The sequence below is a fragment of the Actinosynnema sp. NPDC050801 genome (genome assembly GCF_040673975.1).
In the GTDB taxonomy this organism is placed as follows: domain Bacteria; phylum Actinomycetota; class Actinomycetes; order Mycobacteriales; family Pseudonocardiaceae; genus Actinosynnema.
The window spans coordinates 17,031-33,296 of sequence record NZ_JBFAQZ010000032.1 but is presented as its reverse complement, the minus strand read 5'-3'; the positions used below and the strand labels follow the sequence as shown (position 1 = coordinate 33,296).

The following is a 16,266-nucleotide window of genomic DNA, read 5'->3' as shown; positions in this document are numbered from 1 at the left end:
TATCTGTGTATCGTTACACAATGCGCGGTGGACGGACCGGAGTGGCCCTGGCGGCGCTCAGCTCAGCCTGCTTCACGTCGGTGACCTCGGAGAACCTGCCCGTGGCGCTGCTGCCCCAGCTCGCGTCGGGCCTCGACGTGCCCGAATCGGCCATCGGCCTGCTGATGACCGGGTACGCGGTCGTCGTCGCGGTCACGGTGGTGCCCCTGGTCACCGCGACGGCGCGGGTGGACCGCCGCACGACCGCCCTGGTCACGGTGGCCGCGATCGCGGTGTCCAACCTGCTGCTGGCCGTCGCCCCGGACTACCGCGTCGCGGTGGTCGCGCGGCTGGTCTCCGCCCTGGGCCACGGGGTGTTCTGGTCGGTCGTCGCGGCGATGGCGGCGCGACTGCTCGGGCCCGACCGGGCCGGTCGCGCCACCGCGGTGGTGTTCGCCGGGAACTCGCTGGCCTTCCTCCTCGGCCTCCCGCTCGGCTCGTGGCTCGGCGCGACGATCGGCTGGCGACCGACCATCCTGGCGGTGGCCGGTGTGGCGGCGCTCGCGGCGGCGCTGATCCGCGTCACGGTGGACCCGATGCCCGCGCGGCGGTCGACGGCCCCGATGTCGGAGGTGCGGCAGGTCGTGACCGACCGGTCGCTGGTCCTGGTCAACCTGGCCACGGTGGTCGTGGTGACGGGCCACTTCGCCGCGTTCACCTACATCACCGCGATCATCGCCGACCACGTCGGCCTCACCGGGTCCGCGACGTCCGGCCTGCTGCTCGCCCACGGCGCGGCGGGGCTGCTCGGCCTGGTCCTGATCGGCCGGCACGTCGACCGGCGGCCCCGGAGCACCGCCCTGGTCGTCACCGCCGGCCTCGCCGCCTGCATGGTGGTGCTGCTGGTCTCCGGCTCGCCATTCCTCGCGGGCGCCGCCGTCGTGCTGTGGGCCGTTCCCGCCGGCGGGATCGGCGTGGTGCTGCAAGCCGCGGTCCTGCGTGCGTCCGACCGGCCGGACCTCGCGTCGGCGGTCTACATCGTCGCCTTCCAGGTCGGCATCGCCCTGGGCGCCTGGGTCGGGGGCGTCTTCCTCGACCGCGGCGCCCTGCCGCTCGCGGTGGCCACCGCCGCGACGTGCGGCCTCGCCGCCGCCATCGTCGTGCGCCGGTCCGCCGCGTTCCGGCCCGCACCGGTCGGCTGAGGTCCTCGGTGGGGCTGCTCAGGCGCGTGCGGGCGGGGCGCGAGACCATGACCGCGTGCTCCCTGATCTTTCTGCCGACCTGACCGCACGCCTGCGCGAGGCGTTCCGGGCCGCCGACTACGACGCGGACGGGGTGGTCGACGTGCTCGGGCCGCAGGCCCACGCCGCCCTCGGCCGCGGCGAGCCCGAAGCCGCCCGGCGGGCCACCCTGGACGCGGGCGCGCTCGGCACCCTGGTCCGCCTGTTCCTGCTCGGCGACACCGAGCCCGAGGCCGCCGTCCGGGCGGCGCTGCCCGACGTCGACCTGGACACCGCGGTCAAGGCCGAGGTGTTGCGCGGTGACGGCGACGGGCTGCGGGCCGGCCTGGACATCCGCCCCTACGGCGACGACGAGGGCTCCTGGTGGGTGATCGCCGACCAGGACGCCGACCAGCGCGGCGGACCCGTACCGGCCGACCACGTGCTGGGTGTCGGCCACGCGTCCATCAGCCTGGCCCGCGCCACGTCGCGCCGCCAGGTCGACACGCTGCTCGACCTCGGCACCGGCTGCGGCGTGCAAGCCCTGCACGCGAGCCGCCACGCGCGGCGGATCACCGCCACCGACCTGTCCGAGCGCGCGTTGGCCCTGGCCGCGGGCACGTTCCGGATCAACGAGGTCGACGTCGAGCTGCGCCAGGGCGAGTGGTTCGGCCCCCTGCGCGGCCGGCGGTTCGACCAGGTCGTGTGCAACCCGCCGTTCGTGGTGGGCCCGCCCCGGATCGACTACACCTACCGCGACTCCGGCCTGGCCGGCGACGACGCGAGCGCCCTGGTCGTGCGCCAGATGCCGTCCTTCCTCAACGAGGGCGGCGTGGGCCAGCTGCTGGCCTCCTGGCTGCACCGCAGGGGCGAGGACTGGGCCGACCGGGTCTCGGCCTGGCTGCCGCGCGGCGGCGTGGACGCCTGGTTCGTGCAGCGCGACGTCGCCGACCCCGCCCTGTACGTCGGCACGTGGCTGCGTGACGCGGGCGTCGACCCGCGCGGCGCCGAGGGCCGGGCCAAGGCGTCGGCCTGGCTGGACTGGTTCGCCGAGAACGACGTCGAGGGCATCGGGTTCGGCTTCGTCACGCTGCGCCGAACGGACGCCGAGCACGCCGAGGTCGTGTGCGAAGACCTCCGCCACGCCTTCGACGACCCGCTGGGCCCGGAGTCCGCCGCCTGGCTGGACCGGGTCGCCTGGCTGCGCGCCACCGACAACGCCACGCTGCTGGGCACCCGCTTCACCGTGCCGGAGACCGTGCTGCTGGAAGAGGTCTCCGCGCCGACCGAGGACGGCTGGGAGTCGGTCGTGCGCCGCCTGCACCGCACCGACGGCCCCGGCTGGCAGCACGAGCTGGACGAGACCGCGTCGAGGCTGCTGGCGGGCTTCCGGGGCGCGTTGCCGCTGGAAGACTTGGTCACGCTGCTCGCCTACGCGCACGACCTGGACGCCGACGCGCTCGCCGCGTCCGCCCTGCCGGTGGTCCGCGAGCTGGTCCGCCACGGCATGGTGGTGCCCGCGTGAGAGCGGTCGTGGCGCGCGTCACGGAGGCGTCGGTCACCGTGGACGACGAGGTCGTGGGCGCGATCGACGAACCCGGCCTCCTGGTGCTGCTGGGCATCCACGTCGACGATGACGCCGACAAGGCGCACGTGATGGCCCGGAAGCTGCACGAGCTGCGCGTCCTGCGGGACGAGGAGTCGTGCGCCACGACCGGCGCACCCCTGCTCGTTGTGAGCCAATTCACACTCTACGGCGAGACGAGGAAGGGTCGGCGGCCGTCGTGGACCGCCGCCGCCCGGCCGGAGCACGCCGAGCCGTTGGTCGAGGAGGTCGTGTCGGAACTGCGCCGCAAGGGCGCACGGGTACAAACCGGACGGTTCGGCGCGATGATGTCCGTGCGGAGTGCGAACGACGGCCCGTTCACCGTGTTGGTGGAACTCTAGATCCTTCTCAGGCAATCCTCAGGATTCGCGGCGCAACCGCTGTGACCGCAGTGACGTCTTCAGGTCGTGGGAAGCGGGAACCATTTCGGCCCGGTTCGCGTTTCCCCCAGTGTCAGACACCGAAAGGTGTGCCGCGCAACGCAGCGCGGAGTGCGCGACACGACCGCACTGCCAGCCCGCGACACAAGGGGGAGGGAGCTCCATGACCGTCCCGAAGCTCCTCGACCGTCAGGTCGGGAACGAGACGACCAGCACGAGCGCCGAGTTGGACCTCGACGCCCAGGGACCGGCCGCAGACCTGGTTCGGGTGTACCTGAACGGGATCGGCAAGACAGCGCTGCTGACCGCGGCCGACGAAGTGGAACTCGCCAAGCGGATCGAGGCGGGGGTCTTCGCGCAGCACAAGCTGGAGACGCATCCGGACCTGCCGGATGAGCGCCAACGGGAACTGCGCGCGTTGATCCGCGATGGTCACGTGGCAAAGAACCACCTTCTCGAAGCGAATCTGCGCTTGGTCGTTTCGCTGGCGAAGCGATACACCGGACGCGGAATGCCGCTGCTCGATCTGATCCAGGAGGGGAACCTGGGCTTGATCCGCGCGGTGGAGAAGTTCGACTACACCAAGGGCTTCAAGTTCTCGACCTACGCGACCTGGTGGATCCGCCAGGCGATCACGCGGGGAATGGCGGACCAGGGTCGCACGATCCGGCTGCCCGTCCACCTCGTGGAGCAGGTCAACAAGCTCGCCCGGATCAAGCGCGACCTGCACCAGCAGTTGGGCCGCGAGGCGACCAACGACGAGTTGGCCAAGGAGTCCGGCCTGTCGCCGGAGAAGGTGGTCGACCTGCTCGACCACGCCCGCGACCCGGTGAGCCTGGACATGCCGGTCGGCACCGAGGAGGACGCCCCGCTGGGCGACTTCATCGAGGACTCCGACGCCACCGACGCGGAGAGCGCGGTCATCTCCGGCCTGTTGCAGGACGACCTGCGCCGGGTGCTGGCCACGTTGGACCCGCGCGAGCAGTCGGTGATCCGGCTGCGCTACGGCCTGGAGGACGGCCAGCCGCGCACGCTGGACCAGATCGGCAAGCAGTTCGGCCTGTCGCGGGAGCGGGTGCGGCAGATCGAGCGCGAGGTCATGTCGAAGCTGCGGCAGGGCGAGCGGGCGGCCAAGCTGCGGGCCTACGCGAGCTGACGCGATCTCCCGCGGCTGATGCGATTCAGCGGGGAGTCACCGTCACGCGGTATTGACTTGTGACGCTGGTCACGGCACGGTCGTGCGATACACGAGCCAAGCGACACCTCCGCCCCATTTCGCGGAGGTTGTCGCATGCTGAGGAAGGTCGGGGCGGTCGGGGGCCGGCCCGGCCTTCCGCATTTCCACGGCACTCCAGGTGCCCAGAGCTCCAGGTGAGCGAGCGCTCCAGGTGAGCGAGCAGAGCCCAGGTGCTCAGAGCTCCAGGTACTCCGCGAGCTTCCCGCGGAAGAACCGCACGTGCCCTTCGTGCTCCGCGCCGCTGTAACCGCGCGGCACGCCCTCCACGATCATCACCATGCACAGGTACGCGCTGTAGAGCGCGATCCGGGTCTCCTCGGCCTCGGTGAAGCCCGAGATGCCGTAACCGGTCTTGAAGTCGTCGTCCAGGTCGGTGAAGGACGCCACGGTCGCGATCTCCGCCAATGGGTCGCCGAACACCGCCCGTTCCGGGTCGATGATCCCCTCGATCCGCAGGCCCGCCTCCCGGCTGCCGGTGAGGAAGATGTTCGCGTCCCACAGGTCGAAGTGCACCAGCACCGGCTCGGTGACCTCGTCCAGCAGGTGCGCCCGGGCCTGCACGGCGGGCCGCACGTCGGGCAGCTCCACGCCGAACCGGTCCGCGTCGGCCAGCACCGCGTCCACCATCGCCGTGAACGCCTCGCGCCACGTCGCCGCGTTCGGCCCCTGCGCGTAGCCGAACACCTCACCCCGGATGGTGTGCAGCTCACGGGTGATCGCGCCCAGCTCACGCCGCAGCGCGCCGTGCTCGGCGTCGCTCAGCCGGGACCGCGCCGACCTCCACGACTCGCCGTTCAGCGCCGCCATCAGCAGCAGGCCGTCCTCGTGCAGCAGCACTTCCGGCACCGGCAGGCCGCGCGCCGCCATCAGCTCGAACGCCAACGCCTCCGTGCGCATCAGGTCCTGCTCGTAGGTGAGCAGCGGCACGTCCGGCGGCGGCGCGACCTTCAGCACGACCTCGCGGCCGTCGGTCGCGGTGAGCCGGTAGGCGGTGTTGAACATGCCCTCGGTCAGCTCGACGTGCGAGGCGAGGGGCACCCCGAGCACGCGGCGGACCAGGGCGTCGAGTTCGGCTTCGGGGAGCCGGCGCTTGGTGAGGCTGTCGAACACGACGCGAATCACATCACGCCGCGGGGACGCGGCGGCGGGATCGGTATAAGTTCGGCGGAACCCGAAGCGCGCAAGGGAGCCCGCGACGTGACTCCGCCGAACCTCTTGGCACCTCAGTTCCAGTACACCGACGTCCTGCCGTTGGCCAAGGACAACCACACCGACTACCGGCTGGTCACGCCGGACGGTGTGTCGGTCGTCGAGGCGGCCGGCCGGACGTTCCTCCAGGTCGAGCCCGCGGCGCTGACGCTGCTGGCCAAGGAGGCCATCCGGGACATCCAGCACCTGCTGCGGCCCTCGCACCTGGCCCAGCTGCGCGCGATCGTGGACGACCCCGAGGCCAGCGGCAACGACCGGTTCGTCGCGATGGACCTGCTGCGCAACGCGTGCATCTCCGCGGGCGGCGTGCTGCCCATGTGCCAGGACACCGGCACCGCGATCGTGATGGGCAAGCGCACCGAGTCCGTGCTGACCGGCGGAACCGACGAGGAAGCGCTGTCGCGCGGCATCTTCGAGGCCTACCAGGAGTTGAACCTCCGGTACTCGCAGATGGCGCCGACGACGTTCTGGGACGAGAAGAACACCGGCACCAACCTGCCCGCGCAGATCGACCTGTTCACCGCGCCGGGCGTGGAGCCGAAGTACGAGTTCCTGTTCATGGCCAAGGGCGGCGGCTCGGCCAACAAGACGTTCCTGTACCAGGAGACCAAGGCGCTGCTGAACCCCTCGCGGCTGGCCAAGTTCCTGGACGAGAAGCTGCGCTCGCTCGGCACGGCCGCGTGCCCGCCGTACCACCTCGCCGTGGTCGTCGGCGGCCTGTCGGCCGAGCAGAACCTGAAGGTCGCCAAGCTCGCCTCGGCCCGCTACCTCGACGGCCTGCCCACCGAGGGCTCGGCGCTCGGGCACGCGTTCCGGGACGTCGACCTGGAGCAGCAGGTGCTGGAGCTGACCCGCAACTTCGGCATCGGCGCGCAGTTCGGCGGCAAGTACTTCTGCCACGACGTGCGCGTGATCCGGCTCCCCCGGCACGGCGCGTCCTGCCCCGTCGGCATCGCGGTGTCGTGCTCGGCGGACCGGCAGGCCAAGGCGAAGATCACCCCCGAGGGCATCTTCCTGGAGCAGCTGGAACGCGACCCGGCGCACTTCCTGCCCGACGTGACCGGCGAGGACCTGTCCGACGAGGTCGTGAAGATCGACCTCACCCGGCCCATGGCGGAGATCCGCGCGACGCTGTCGGCGTTGCCGGTGAAGACGCGGGTGTCGTTGACCGGTCCGCTAGTGGTGGCGCGGGACATCGCGCACGCGAAGATCAAGGAACGGCTGGACGCGGGCGAGCCGATGCCGCAGTACCTGAAGGACCACCCGGTGTACTACGCCGGGCCGGCCAAGACGCCCGAGGGGTACGCCTCCGGGTCGTTCGGGCCGACCACGGCCGGGCGGATGGACTCCTACGTCGAGCAGTTCCAAGCGGCCGGCGGGTCGTTGGTGATGCTGGCCAAGGGCAACCGGTCCAAGCAGGTGACGTCCGCGTGCGCGACGCACGGCGGGTTCTACCTGGGGTCGATCGGCGGTCCGGCGGCGCGGCTGGCCCAGGACTGCATCCGCAAGGTCGACGTGCTGGAGTACGCCGAGCTGGGCATGGAAGCGGTCTGGAAGATCGAGGTGGAGGACTTCCCGGCGTTCGTCGTGGTGGACGACAAGGGCAACGACTTCTTCGCCGAGACCTCCGCCCCGACCCTCCAGATCTCGTTCCGCAGGTAGCCCTACAGGTCGAAGACGCCGAGCTTGGCGCCGCGCGTGAAGAAGTCCCACTCGCTGAAGGTGAAGCGCTGTGGGGCTTCTTCGGGCCGGTTGCTGTTGCGGACGAGCACTTCCTCGGCCGTGCGCATGACCTCGACGCAGTTGTCGCCGCCGCCGCTGAACTTGGTCCACTCGCCTGGCTTCAGGGTCATGTGGTCTCCTCGGTGATCCGGGTCAGGAGTTCGCGGCTTTCCTCCACTCCCAACGCCTTCGCCCGGGTGTAGTCGAACCAGCGGCTCGTCTTCTCCAGTTGGTCGAGCCCGTCCACGAACTGAGCGCCGTACGGGGTGTCGACGCTGACCAGCGATGGCAGCTTCTCGGGCAGCCGGAACAAGGTCAGCGTAGTGCCGGTCAACGCGTGCGCCCCGGCGTCCTGCGGCATCACCTGCACCACGACGTTCTCCGACTCGGTCATCGCGAGCACGTGCTTGAGCTGGTCGCGCATGACCTCCGGGCCGCCGACATTGGCCCGGAACGCCGGCTCCGCGATCACCGCCCACAACCGCAGCGGTGGTTCGCGGTCGGTCAGCAGCGCCTTGCGCTCCATCCGCAGCTGGAGGTTCTTCTCCAGCACCTCCCCACCGAGGCCGATACCGGCCATCAGCGCGCGGGCGTACTCCTCGGTCTGGAGCACGGCCGGGACCAGCTCGAACGACGAGTACAGGGCTTCGGTGGCGATGGCCTCCACGTCGAGGATGCGGCGCAGCCAGGGCTGGATGGTGCCGCCGATCTTGCTCTTCGGCCTGCGGCGGTGCGCGTCGGAGTTGAGGGCGAACAGGTCCTCGCGGGTCGCCTCGTCGGCTCCGTAGAGGTCGAGGAGCTTCTCCAGCTCGGCCTGCTTGACGCCGCTGATCGCGTTCTCGATGTTGCTGATCTTGGTCATGGTGCAGCGCAGCACCTCGCCCACGCGCTCGCGGGGCACGCCGGCCTCTTCGCGCATGCGGCGCAGCGTGGTGCCGATCTGGATGCGGGCGGCACTGCGGTGTGGGCTGGTCATCGTTCTCCTCGATCATCACCCGATCGGGACTTGTCGGCATCCTGTACGTACGAGATAGTAGTCCCGAGTGCGGAGAGTGTACAACCAGAGGCGGGGAGTGACGACATGGGGTCGCGGTTCCATCAGCTGAGCTTGATCGAGACGAGTGGGAGCGGGGTGTACTTCCGGCAGATCGCGCGGGCGCCCGTGGCCGATGACGAGGACTTGCACGGCTGGATGGTGGGGATGCTGGCGGCCCACCGGTGCAACCTCGGACTCTACGTCGCCGAGACGGGCACCATCGTGGCCGACGAGGACCAGGTCGACGCCGACCTGTGGCTGGCGTGGGACGGGGTGGCCGCCTTCTCGACCACCGAGTAATCGTTCGCGTCCGGCGCGGCCCTGTAGGACCTTTGCCGCATGACGTTCGATGAACTGGTGGCCGAGGGCGCGGCCGTGCCGGTCGAGGGGTGGGACTTCTCCTGGTTCGAGGGCCGGGCGACGGAGGGGCGGCCGTCGTGGGGCTACTCGAAGCTGCTGGCCGCCCGCATGGCACGGGCGCAGGCGGCGCTCGACGTCCAGACCGGTGGCGGTGAGGTCCTGGCGGAGATCGCGCAGGCACCGCCCGTCCTGGTCGCGACCGAGTCGTGGCGGCCGAACCTGGAGATCGCCCGCCGCAACCTCGCACCGCTGGGCGCGAAGGTGGTCCGGGCCGAGGACGACGGACCGCTGCCGTTCCCGGATGAGTCGTTCGACCTGGTGGTGAGCAGGCACCCGGTCGTCACCCGCTGGGACGAGGTGGGCCGGGTGCTGCGGCCGGGCGGCACCTACCTGTCGCAGCAAGTGGGCGCGGGGACGTTGCGGGAGATCACGGACTTCATGATGGGACCGCAGCCCGTCAGTGACGAGCGCAGTACCGAGCGCGCGGTGGCCGGGCTGGAGGCGGCCGGGCTGACGGTCGTGGACCTGCGGTCGGAGTCGTTGCGGGTGGAGTTCTTCGACGTCGGCGCGGTCGTGCACTTCCTGCGCAAGGTGGTGTGGGCGGTGCCCGACTTCACCGTCGAGGCGTACCGGGACCGGTTGGTCGCGATGCACGAGCACATCGGGCGGGAGGGGTCGTTCCGGACGAGTTCGGAGCGCTTCCTGGTCGAGGCCCGCAAGGACGGTCAGCCGCGGGTGTAGATCACGCCCAGCTTGTCGACCTCGCTGCCGGAACGGCCGGTGAAGCCCGCGATGTGCCAGCCCGCGGGTGCGGTGAACGTGACCGCGTCGCCGGTGGGGGTGCCCGCCGAGATCGTGCGGCCGAGGTTGGTGGTGATGCGGACCGAGAAGATCCGGGTGCGGCCGTCGCGTTGGCCCTGGCTGAGCGTGGCCGCCGTGAGGTGTTCACCGGGCTGGAGGGTGAGCGCGGTCGGGGTGCCGCCGGTGCCGCCGTGGCTTCGAGCGGTTCCGTCGGTGAGCGTGATGCCGACGCGGTCCAGGCGCGCCCCGCCGCTCAGGGTCACCTCGCGCACGGCGGTTCCGGGTCGGATGGCGTCGACGTCGGTGAACGGGGTGCCGTGCGGGCCGCCGAACTGGTCGCTCATGCGCAGGTGGTCGGCGAGCCGCCAGTCGAAGCCGACCGCGTGCGGGTAGTGGTCGGACAGCGGTTCGCCGTCGGCGTCGAGGAAGGCCGAGTGGTCGTTGCGGTAGGTGGTGGCGGTGAGGTCGACGAAGGCGTTGTCGCGGTAGAAGACCTTGTCGACGACTTCACACGTACTGGTGACGTTCTGCGGGTCGCACACCAGCGCCGGTGCGCCGGCGGCGGGTTCGGCGCCGCCCCGGATCAGCTCCACCCAGGCGTCGGTGAGGCCGTTCGGGTGAACCAGGTCGCGGATGTTGTCGCCGGTGCGGGTGTAGCGGGTGTTCGTGTCGCCCATGATGATCACGGCCTGGCCGGCGGAGGTGCGGGTGACGTACTGCGACAGCTGGGTGATGTTCGCGCGGCGGGCGGCCAGGTCGGCGTCCGTGCTGCCGGCGTTGGCGTGGACGTTGTAGAGGTCCACGTGGACGCCCTGGGCCAGGCGGATGCGGGCGAACGTGAAGCCCTTGGGCGTCAGGCAGTCGGTGCCGTTGCACCGGTCCCACTTCACCCGCGCGAAGTCGCTGTACGGGTAGGCCGAGAGGGTGTTGAGGCCGTCGCCGAACGGCACCCCACCGCTGGTGGGGGTGCGGTGCGGGTGGTTGTCGGCCGCGTAGAGGGCGGCGTGGTAGTTGAAGTCCTCTTGGACGTTGACCACGGCGTAGTCGCGGATGCGGGCGCCGATGACCGGGGTGTTCTTCGCCGGGTCCGACGACGACAGCGGTTCGGGCAGCCCGGCGACGTTGTAGGTCAGCACGGAGAACTGCCCGCCGGCGTCGGCGGCGAACGCTGCCGGTGCGGCGGAAACCGATGCGATCGGTGCGGCCGACGCGGTGACGCCCGCGACCGCGAGCACGATGCCGAGGAGTCGTCTCACGCCACCGAAGTGTGGCGATCCGGGCTCGCGCCCGGAACCCATTACGCGAATGTTTTTCAGGTGTTCACCCGGTCAGCCCACCTGTCGTCCAGGCCCACCGGCCCCGTCCTCCGGTCACGCCGTGTCCTCGCGGACCTCCAGGACGATCCGGCGTGCGCCGAGGGGCGCGTCGAGGGTGACGTTGATCGGCACCGAGCGCAGCTCCTGCGTGCACATGATGCCGCTGGGCGGCGGGTAGTAGGTCGTGACGAGGGTGATCGACACCTGGTCGCCGGACTGCGCGGTGACCTCGGCGCTCGCGGTCTTGCAACCTCCCGCCATGCCGACGACCTGCACCGTTCGGCCGTCCGAGGACGTCCACGCCTGCGGCGTGTAGGTGTCGGGAAGCGTGCCGCGGTCGACCTGGGCCGGCGGCACCTCGGTCGGCCCGCCCGCCAGCGGCGCGGCGCTGGTCTGCGGCGGCGGGGCGGTCGGTTGGGTGCCGCCAGGGGATGACAACGTTGTCGGAGCAGCTGACGAGGCTGTTGTCGTGGTCGCGGGGGCGTTGTTCGACGACTGGTCGTGCAGGCCGTTGCGAGCGGTGCCGGTGCATCCTGCGAGCGCGAGCAGGGCGACGACGACGGCGACCTTGACGTTCCTCATAGCTGGAGGACGGTACTCGGGCCGGTGAGGTTGCAGGGGCGATGCCCGGCCGACCGGGGGCAGGCCGACCGGGCACCTGGGGGGAGGTCTGCTTCCGGTGCGCTACTTCTGGTCCTGGCGGGCGGCCAGGACGACCTTGCGGTCGCCGAGCGGCGCGTCGAGCTTCGCGGTCAGCGGCGGGTAGCGGATGTCCATCGTGCAGACCGGCTGGTCGAGCGGCGTGGTCTCGACCAGCACCACCTTCACGACCTGGGCGTTCTGCTCCGCGACCTCGACGCTCGCCTTGCCGCAGCCGGCTTCCTGGGCGATGACGCCGAGCACGGTGCCGTCACCCTCGGTCCAGGTGGTGGTGGGGTTGCCGTCGGGGATGGCGCTCGCGTCGATCCTGTCCTTCGGCACCTCCTTGCCGCCGGGCGGCACGGGGCTGTCGAACTCCGGGTCTTCGCTGGGTGAGGTGGTCGGCGCGGCCGACGTGGTCAGCGTCGGCCCACCGTCGCCCGGACCGACGGGCGTGGACGTCGCGCAGGCGGCGAGCACGACCAGCAGCACACCCGCGCCGATAACGGTTCCAAGGCTTCTCATGTGAACAGGACGGACCAACCCACCCCCGCGGTTGCCCACCCTTCTTCACAGTTACCCGTTCAGCTGACCCGCGAGTCGAACACTCAGAACCCGCGAGTCGAACCGCCAGGACCCGCGAGTCGAACCGTCAGGACCCCTGAGTTCAACGCTCAGCACATGGGACGGCTGACGTGAGCGTTGAACTCGGGGTACCTGAACGTTCGACTCGCGGGCGCTGGGCGTTCGACTCGCGCGTTGCGGGGTTAGGAGGGGAGGGATTGCTTGATGGCCTTGATGGCGTGGCGGAGGGCGGTGAGGCGGGAGGCGGAGGCCAGGCCCGCGTGGTAGAGGTGGAACTCGCGGACGCCGGCCTCGGCGTAGGCCAGCCACTCCTCCAGCAACGCCTCGCCGTCCGCCGGCTTCGGCGGCAGGGCCAGCACGTACGCGGCCGTGCGCACGTCGGCCTCGGCACGCAAGGCGCGGATCGCGGGCACGGAGGCGTCCACACCCGGCCAGCACGTGAGGGTCAGCACGTCGACGTCGGCGTCGACTCCCCCGGCCACCGTGGCGAACGGTCCGGTCCCCCACGGGTCGGCCGTCGCGTGCATGGCGATGCGCGTGGACGGCGACGTCGACCGGATCAGCCCGACGAGCTCACGCCGCAACGAGCGGGTGAGGCCGGTGCGGACCTCGCGCACGTGGGCAGCCTGCTCGCCCAGGGCCTCCTCCACGCTCGTGACACCGTTGTCGACGCCCGCACGCACCAGCGCGCGCAAGCCGTCGACGTCGTCATACCGCCGAACGCACCCCGCGCAGAAGCACAGCGACACCAGCTTCTGCTGCACGGCGGACCAGTCCGCGCCGTCGGTCTTCTCGTGGTGCCCGCCGTGGAAGAACCCGAGCGGCCCGCACGCCTCCAGCACGATCCCGTCCGGCCGCCCCAGCTCCAGCACCTCGGACACCAGCGTCCGGGTGTACTCGACCACGTCGTCGTTCGACGGGCACAGCGCGTACGGGTACACGTCGCCGAAAGCGTTCCGCACCGCCACGTCCGGGTGAGCATCGCCCAGCCGGCTGCTGTGCGTCAGCACGGTCCACGCGTACACCGGCAACCCGGCGGCGCGCAGCGACTCGGCCGCCGTGCTGTAGGAGTCGTGGTCCACCCAGGACGGTGCCGCGGGCGCCAACCGCTTGCCCCGCCACACCTCCTCCCGCACCGGCAGGTAGAACGCCGCGTGCCGCGCGTCCACCATCCGACGCGTCGGGTGGAACGGCGTCGCGGCTCGCACCGTGTGGTACGACGCGGCCAGGGCCACCGCGTCGACGCCCAACGACGCGACCCGTTCGACAGCGGACGGGTCGCCTACGACGTCCCAGGGGTACAAGTGCGCAACGGTGGTCACCACCGGGGGCGCTTCCTCTCGTAAGACGGATCGTGCTTCTGCATGTAACCGGTGTCGTCGCGCTGCACGAGCCCGCACGTCCGGTAGTTCTCCGCGAGCCGTGCCAGCGCGTCGCGGTCGAGCTCCACACCCAGACCCGGCGTGGTCGGCACCGGCAACGCGCCGTCGACGAACGTGAACGGTGTGGTGATCACGTCGTCTGGAACGTTCCATGGATAGTGCGTGTCGCACGCGTAGTTGAGGTTCGGCGTGGACGCGGCGAGGTGCGTCATCGCGGCCAGGCTGATGCCCAGGTGCGAGTTGGAGTGCATGGACAGGCCGATGCCGAACGTCCGGCAGATCCCGGCCAGCTCCTTGGACCGCGACAGCCCGCCCCAGTAGTGGTGATCGGACAGGATGACCTGCACCGCGCCCACCTCGACCGACCGGGCGATGTGCTCGAACGCGATCACGCACATGTTCGTCGCCAGCGGCATCGGCGCACGTGCCGCGACCAGCGCCATCCCGTCGATGTCCGGCGCCGGGTCCTCCAGGTACTCGACCACGCCGTCGAGCTCCTCGGCGACCTTCAGCGACGTCTCCGGCGTCCACGCCGCGTTGGGGTCCAGCCGCAGCGGGTGGTCGGGGAACGCCTCGCGCAGCGCGCGGATCGCCTCGATCTCCTGCTCGGGCGGGTAGACGCCGCCCTTGAGCTTGATCGAGCCGAACCCGTGCCGCTCCACCAGCAGTCGCGCCTGCGCCACGATGCCCGCCGGGTCGAGCGCCTCGCCGAACTCGTCCGGTTCGGCGCCGGGGTGCCCGGCCCACTTGTAGAACAGGTAAGCGCTGTAGGGCACCGCGGACCGCACCGCGCCGCCAAGCAGGTCGCTCACCGGGCGGCCGAGGGCCTTGCCGCGGATGTCCCAGGTCGCCACCTCGAACGGCGAGAACACCCGGTCCACTGTGGACTCGACGGTGAGCGGCCCGGTCAGCCCGTGCCGGTCGGACCCGGCCTCGCCGCCCAGCGCCGCCGCGATCCGGGCGTGCATCTCGTTCAACGAGTGCACGTCCAGACCCACGAGCGCGGGCGCCGCCGTGCGCATCCGGTTGAGGTGGCCGATGTCGCCGTAGCTCTCGCCGAGCCCGGAGATCCCCTCGTCGGTGTGCACCTCCACGATGGTGCGCAGCGCCCACGGCTCGTGCACGCCGACCGAGTTCAGCAGCGGCGGGTCGCGGAAGGCGACGGGCGTGATGACGATGTCGGTGATCTTCATGCGGCCAGGCTCCGTCCCGCCGCGACGATCTTCTCCAGCTCCGCCACGTGCTCGGGCGTCGGGTCGAGCAGCGGCGGGCGGACGCCGCCGACGTCGAGCCCGGTGGCCCGCACCGCGGCCTTGACCAGCGACACCGCGTAACCGGGCACCTTGTCGCGCAACTCGACCAGTGGCTTGTAGAACTCCATCAGGTAGCGGTTGACCAGGGCGTCGTCGCCGCTGTGCACGGCGTTGTAGAAGCCGAGCGAGATCTCCGGCGCGAAGCAGAACACCGCCGAGGAGTACAGGTCGACGCCGATGCCCCGGTACGCGGGCACGGTCAGCTCCGCGGTCGGCAGGCCGTTGAAGAACTGGAACGGCTTGTCGACCGCCGAGCGCACCGCGAGCACGATGCGGTGCAGCAGGTCGATGTCGCCGAGCCCGTCCTTGAACCCGACCACGGTCGGCAGCGACGCGACCTCCACCGCCGTCTCCGGCGTGAACACCGCGTTGTTGCGCTGGTAGACGATCAGCGGCAGGTCGGACGCGCCCGCCACCTCCGTCACGTACCGCACCAACCCCTTGGCCGGGTTGGTGACCAGGTACGGCGGCAGCAGCAGCAAGCCGTCCGCACCGACCTTCGCGGCCGCCCGGGCGATCCGCTGGGTCGTCGGCAGCGGGCCACCCGCGCCCGAGAACACCGGCACCCGCCCGGCGGTCGCCTCGACCGCCACGGCCACCGCCCGTTCGACCTCCGACGGCTCCAACGCGTGGAACTCGCCGGTGCCGCAGGCGATGAACACGCCGCCCGCGCCCGCCGCCACCCCGCGCTCGACGTGCTCGGCCAGCACGTCCTCCGCGAGCACGCCGTGCGCGTCGAACGGCGTCACCGGGAAGAACAGCACCCCATCCAGTTGCATACCCAGACCTTCATCCCTTGATCGCTCCGGTGGTGAATCCCACGCAGGAAGGACTTGTGCGGCGAACCGTGCGATCCGCCGAGCGCGGGTCGGCACGGGGAGCGGTGGATCCGGGGGAAGATCCTCGAACTCCCCGCGCCTCGCGCGGTCGCCGCCCCGTCCCGACCAGCGGGGCGTGGACGGCTGGGTGACCACGGATTTCCTTGTGCGCCAACGCACAGGCGGCGAACGCGTCGACGACAAGGTGAGTGGAGCGGCAGGGCACCATCGGCGCTGATGAGCGAGTCCCCACCGACGTGGCACCGGTTCCGGTGCCGATCCGTGGGGCGATCCCGCCGTTGGGATCGCCCCACGGGGTGGGTAGCGACGGCACCGCCGCCACTGGCCGTCGCTCCCACGTCTAGGGCGGTGTCGACCGGTGTCACCGGGCCACCCTGGGTGACCGGGCGGTCCAAGTCCAGGACTTGCGCAACCCCGGCCGTGCGATGGATTTCACCGGTTCGGCGGATGCCGCCGTTCCGGCGGGGTCGGGCTCGGCGAGGAGTCGGTCGCCGGGAGACTGGGTGCGCGGCTCGGCGGGCCTCGCCGCGCGGCGCGTCGGGCCCGGGGACGGCGTGCCGCGGCGCGGCCGGTGCGCGAATCCGCCGGACGGTCGGTACTCGCAGGTCGGGTGCGTGACGGTACCCGCAACGGTCGCTACAG

General features: G+C 71.1%; 16 protein-coding genes. 7 read left to right on the top strand and 9 right to left on the bottom strand.

The features are described from left to right. Positions 1 to 20: 20 nt before the first annotated feature. The 4 genes from AB0K14_RS37660 (at position 21) to AB0K14_RS37645 (ending at position 4,341) form a co-directional block, all read left to right on the top strand. Entirely contained in the window at positions 21 to 1,181 is a 1,161-nt protein-coding gene (locus tag AB0K14_RS37660) for an MFS transporter (protein WP_360460103.1), read from the top strand. A 55-nt stretch (positions 1,182 to 1,236) separates the two neighbouring features. Continuing rightward, on the top strand, positions 1,237 to 2,724 hold the full coding sequence (locus AB0K14_RS37655) for a methyltransferase (protein ID WP_360460102.1): 1,488 nt from the start codon (positions 1,237 to 1,239) through the stop codon (positions 2,722 to 2,724). Then, positions 2,721 to 3,146, top strand: coding sequence for a D-aminoacyl-tRNA deacylase (gene dtd / locus AB0K14_RS37650; RefSeq protein ID WP_360460101.1), 426 nt, complete (start codon positions 2,721 to 2,723; stop codon positions 3,144 to 3,146). Before AB0K14_RS37655 ends, dtd begins: the two co-directional genes overlap by 4 nt. 202 nt (positions 3,147 to 3,348) lie before the next feature. Then, entirely contained in the window at positions 3,349 to 4,341 is a 993-nt protein-coding gene (locus tag AB0K14_RS37645; RefSeq protein ID WP_360460100.1) for a sigma-70 family RNA polymerase sigma factor, read from the top strand. A gap of 255 nt (positions 4,342 to 4,596) precedes the next feature. Here the strand turns inward: AB0K14_RS37645 and AB0K14_RS37640 are convergent, their stop codons facing one another. After that, positions 4,597 to 5,532: an aminoglycoside phosphotransferase family protein gene (locus tag AB0K14_RS37640; RefSeq protein ID WP_360460099.1), complete on the bottom strand. Its 936-nt coding sequence runs from the start codon at positions 5,530 to 5,532 to the stop codon at positions 4,597 to 4,599. 105 nt (positions 5,533 to 5,637) lie between these two features. Between AB0K14_RS37640 and AB0K14_RS37635 the strand changes: the two genes are divergently transcribed. Continuing rightward, positions 5,638 to 7,293 carry a fumarate hydratase gene (locus AB0K14_RS37635; RefSeq protein ID WP_360460164.1) on the top strand — a complete coding sequence of 552 codons (1,656 nt, stop codon included), beginning with the start codon at positions 5,638 to 5,640 and terminating at the stop codon, positions 7,291 to 7,293. Positions 7,294 to 7,295: 2 nt separating this feature from the next. On the opposite strand, the gene AB0K14_RS37630 is transcribed toward AB0K14_RS37635, so the two are convergent. Together AB0K14_RS37630 and AB0K14_RS37625 are read right to left on the bottom strand one after the other, a co-directional pair. After that, positions 7,296 to 7,484 carry a DUF397 domain-containing protein gene (locus tag AB0K14_RS37630; protein WP_360460097.1) on the bottom strand — a complete coding sequence of 63 codons (189 nt, stop codon included), beginning with the start codon at positions 7,482 to 7,484 and terminating at the stop codon, positions 7,296 to 7,298. Beyond that, a complete protein-coding gene (locus tag AB0K14_RS37625; RefSeq protein ID WP_360460095.1) occupies positions 7,481 to 8,329 on the bottom strand; it encodes a helix-turn-helix transcriptional regulator in 849 nt (282 codons plus the stop codon). Before AB0K14_RS37625 ends, AB0K14_RS37630 begins: the two co-directional genes overlap by 4 nt. Positions 8,330 to 8,461: 132 nt before the next feature. Here AB0K14_RS37625 and AB0K14_RS37620 point away from each other — a divergent pair, with 132 nt between their 5' ends. Together AB0K14_RS37620 and AB0K14_RS37615 are read left to right on the top strand one after the other, a co-directional pair. Further along, on the top strand, positions 8,462 to 8,689 hold the full coding sequence (locus AB0K14_RS37620) for a hypothetical protein (protein WP_364340233.1): 228 nt from the start codon (positions 8,462 to 8,464) through the stop codon (positions 8,687 to 8,689). A 39-nt stretch (positions 8,690 to 8,728) separates the two neighbouring features. Then, positions 8,729 to 9,490, top strand: coding sequence for a methyltransferase domain-containing protein (locus tag AB0K14_RS37615; RefSeq protein ID WP_360460092.1), 762 nt, complete (start codon positions 8,729 to 8,731; stop codon positions 9,488 to 9,490). Here the strand turns inward: AB0K14_RS37615 and AB0K14_RS37610 are convergent. The 6 genes from AB0K14_RS37610 to AB0K14_RS37585 form a co-directional block, all read right to left on the bottom strand. Beyond that, positions 9,475 to 10,806 carry a jacalin-like lectin gene (locus tag AB0K14_RS37610; RefSeq protein ID WP_360460090.1) on the bottom strand — a complete coding sequence of 444 codons (1,332 nt, stop codon included), beginning with the start codon at positions 10,804 to 10,806 and terminating at the stop codon, positions 9,475 to 9,477. The genes AB0K14_RS37615 and AB0K14_RS37610 overlap by 16 nt on opposite strands. Positions 10,807 to 10,920: 114 nt before the next feature. Further along, positions 10,921 to 11,448, bottom strand: coding sequence for a hypothetical protein (locus AB0K14_RS37605; protein ID WP_360460088.1), 528 nt, complete (start codon positions 11,446 to 11,448; stop codon positions 10,921 to 10,923). Positions 11,449 to 11,550: 102 nt separating this feature from the next. After that, positions 11,551 to 12,030, bottom strand: coding sequence for a hypothetical protein (locus AB0K14_RS37600; RefSeq protein WP_360460086.1), 480 nt, complete (start codon positions 12,028 to 12,030; stop codon positions 11,551 to 11,553). 242 nt (positions 12,031 to 12,272) lie between these two features. Next, positions 12,273 to 13,415: a hypothetical protein gene (locus AB0K14_RS37595; RefSeq protein ID WP_360460084.1), complete on the bottom strand. Its 1,143-nt coding sequence runs from the start codon at positions 13,413 to 13,415 to the stop codon at positions 12,273 to 12,275. Continuing rightward, entirely contained in the window at positions 13,409 to 14,665 is a 1,257-nt protein-coding gene (locus AB0K14_RS37590) for a glucarate dehydratase family protein (protein WP_360460082.1), read from the bottom strand. The genes AB0K14_RS37595 and AB0K14_RS37590 overlap by 7 nt, the downstream gene beginning before the upstream one ends. Beyond that, on the bottom strand, positions 14,662 to 15,564 hold the full coding sequence (locus AB0K14_RS37585) for a 5-dehydro-4-deoxyglucarate dehydratase (protein WP_360460080.1): 903 nt from the start codon (positions 15,562 to 15,564) through the stop codon (positions 14,662 to 14,664). Before AB0K14_RS37585 ends, AB0K14_RS37590 begins: the two co-directional genes overlap by 4 nt. Between the last annotated feature and the right edge of the window lie 702 nt (positions 15,565 to 16,266).

Bases quoted from the DNA above. Each gene is read 5' to 3' on its own strand.
- AB0K14_RS37660 (WP_360460103.1), top strand. From the start codon at position 21: ATGCGCGGTGGACGGACCGGAGTGGCCCTGGCGGCGCTCAGCTCAGCC.
- AB0K14_RS37645 (WP_360460100.1), top strand. From the start codon at position 3,349: ATGACCGTCCCGAAGCTCCTCGACCGTCAGGTCGGGAACGAGACGACC.
- AB0K14_RS37630 (WP_360460097.1), bottom strand. From the start codon at position 7,484: ATGACCCTGAAGCCAGGCGAGTGGACCAAGTTCAGCGGCGGCGGCGAC.
- AB0K14_RS37625 (WP_360460095.1), bottom strand. From the start codon at position 8,329: ATGACCAGCCCACACCGCAGTGCCGCCCGCATCCAGATCGGCACCACG.
- AB0K14_RS37615 (WP_360460092.1), top strand. From the start codon at position 8,729: ATGACGTTCGATGAACTGGTGGCCGAGGGCGCGGCCGTGCCGGTCGAG.
- AB0K14_RS37605 (WP_360460088.1), bottom strand. From the start codon at position 11,448: ATGAGGAACGTCAAGGTCGCCGTCGTCGTCGCCCTGCTCGCGCTCGCA.
- AB0K14_RS37600 (WP_360460086.1), bottom strand. From the start codon at position 12,030: ATGAGAAGCCTTGGAACCGTTATCGGCGCGGGTGTGCTGCTGGTCGTG.
- AB0K14_RS37590 (WP_360460082.1), bottom strand. From the start codon at position 14,665: ATGAAGATCACCGACATCGTCATCACGCCCGTCGCCTTCCGCGACCCG.
- AB0K14_RS37585 (WP_360460080.1), bottom strand. From the start codon at position 15,564: ATGCAACTGGATGGGGTGCTGTTCTTCCCGGTGACGCCGTTCGACGCG.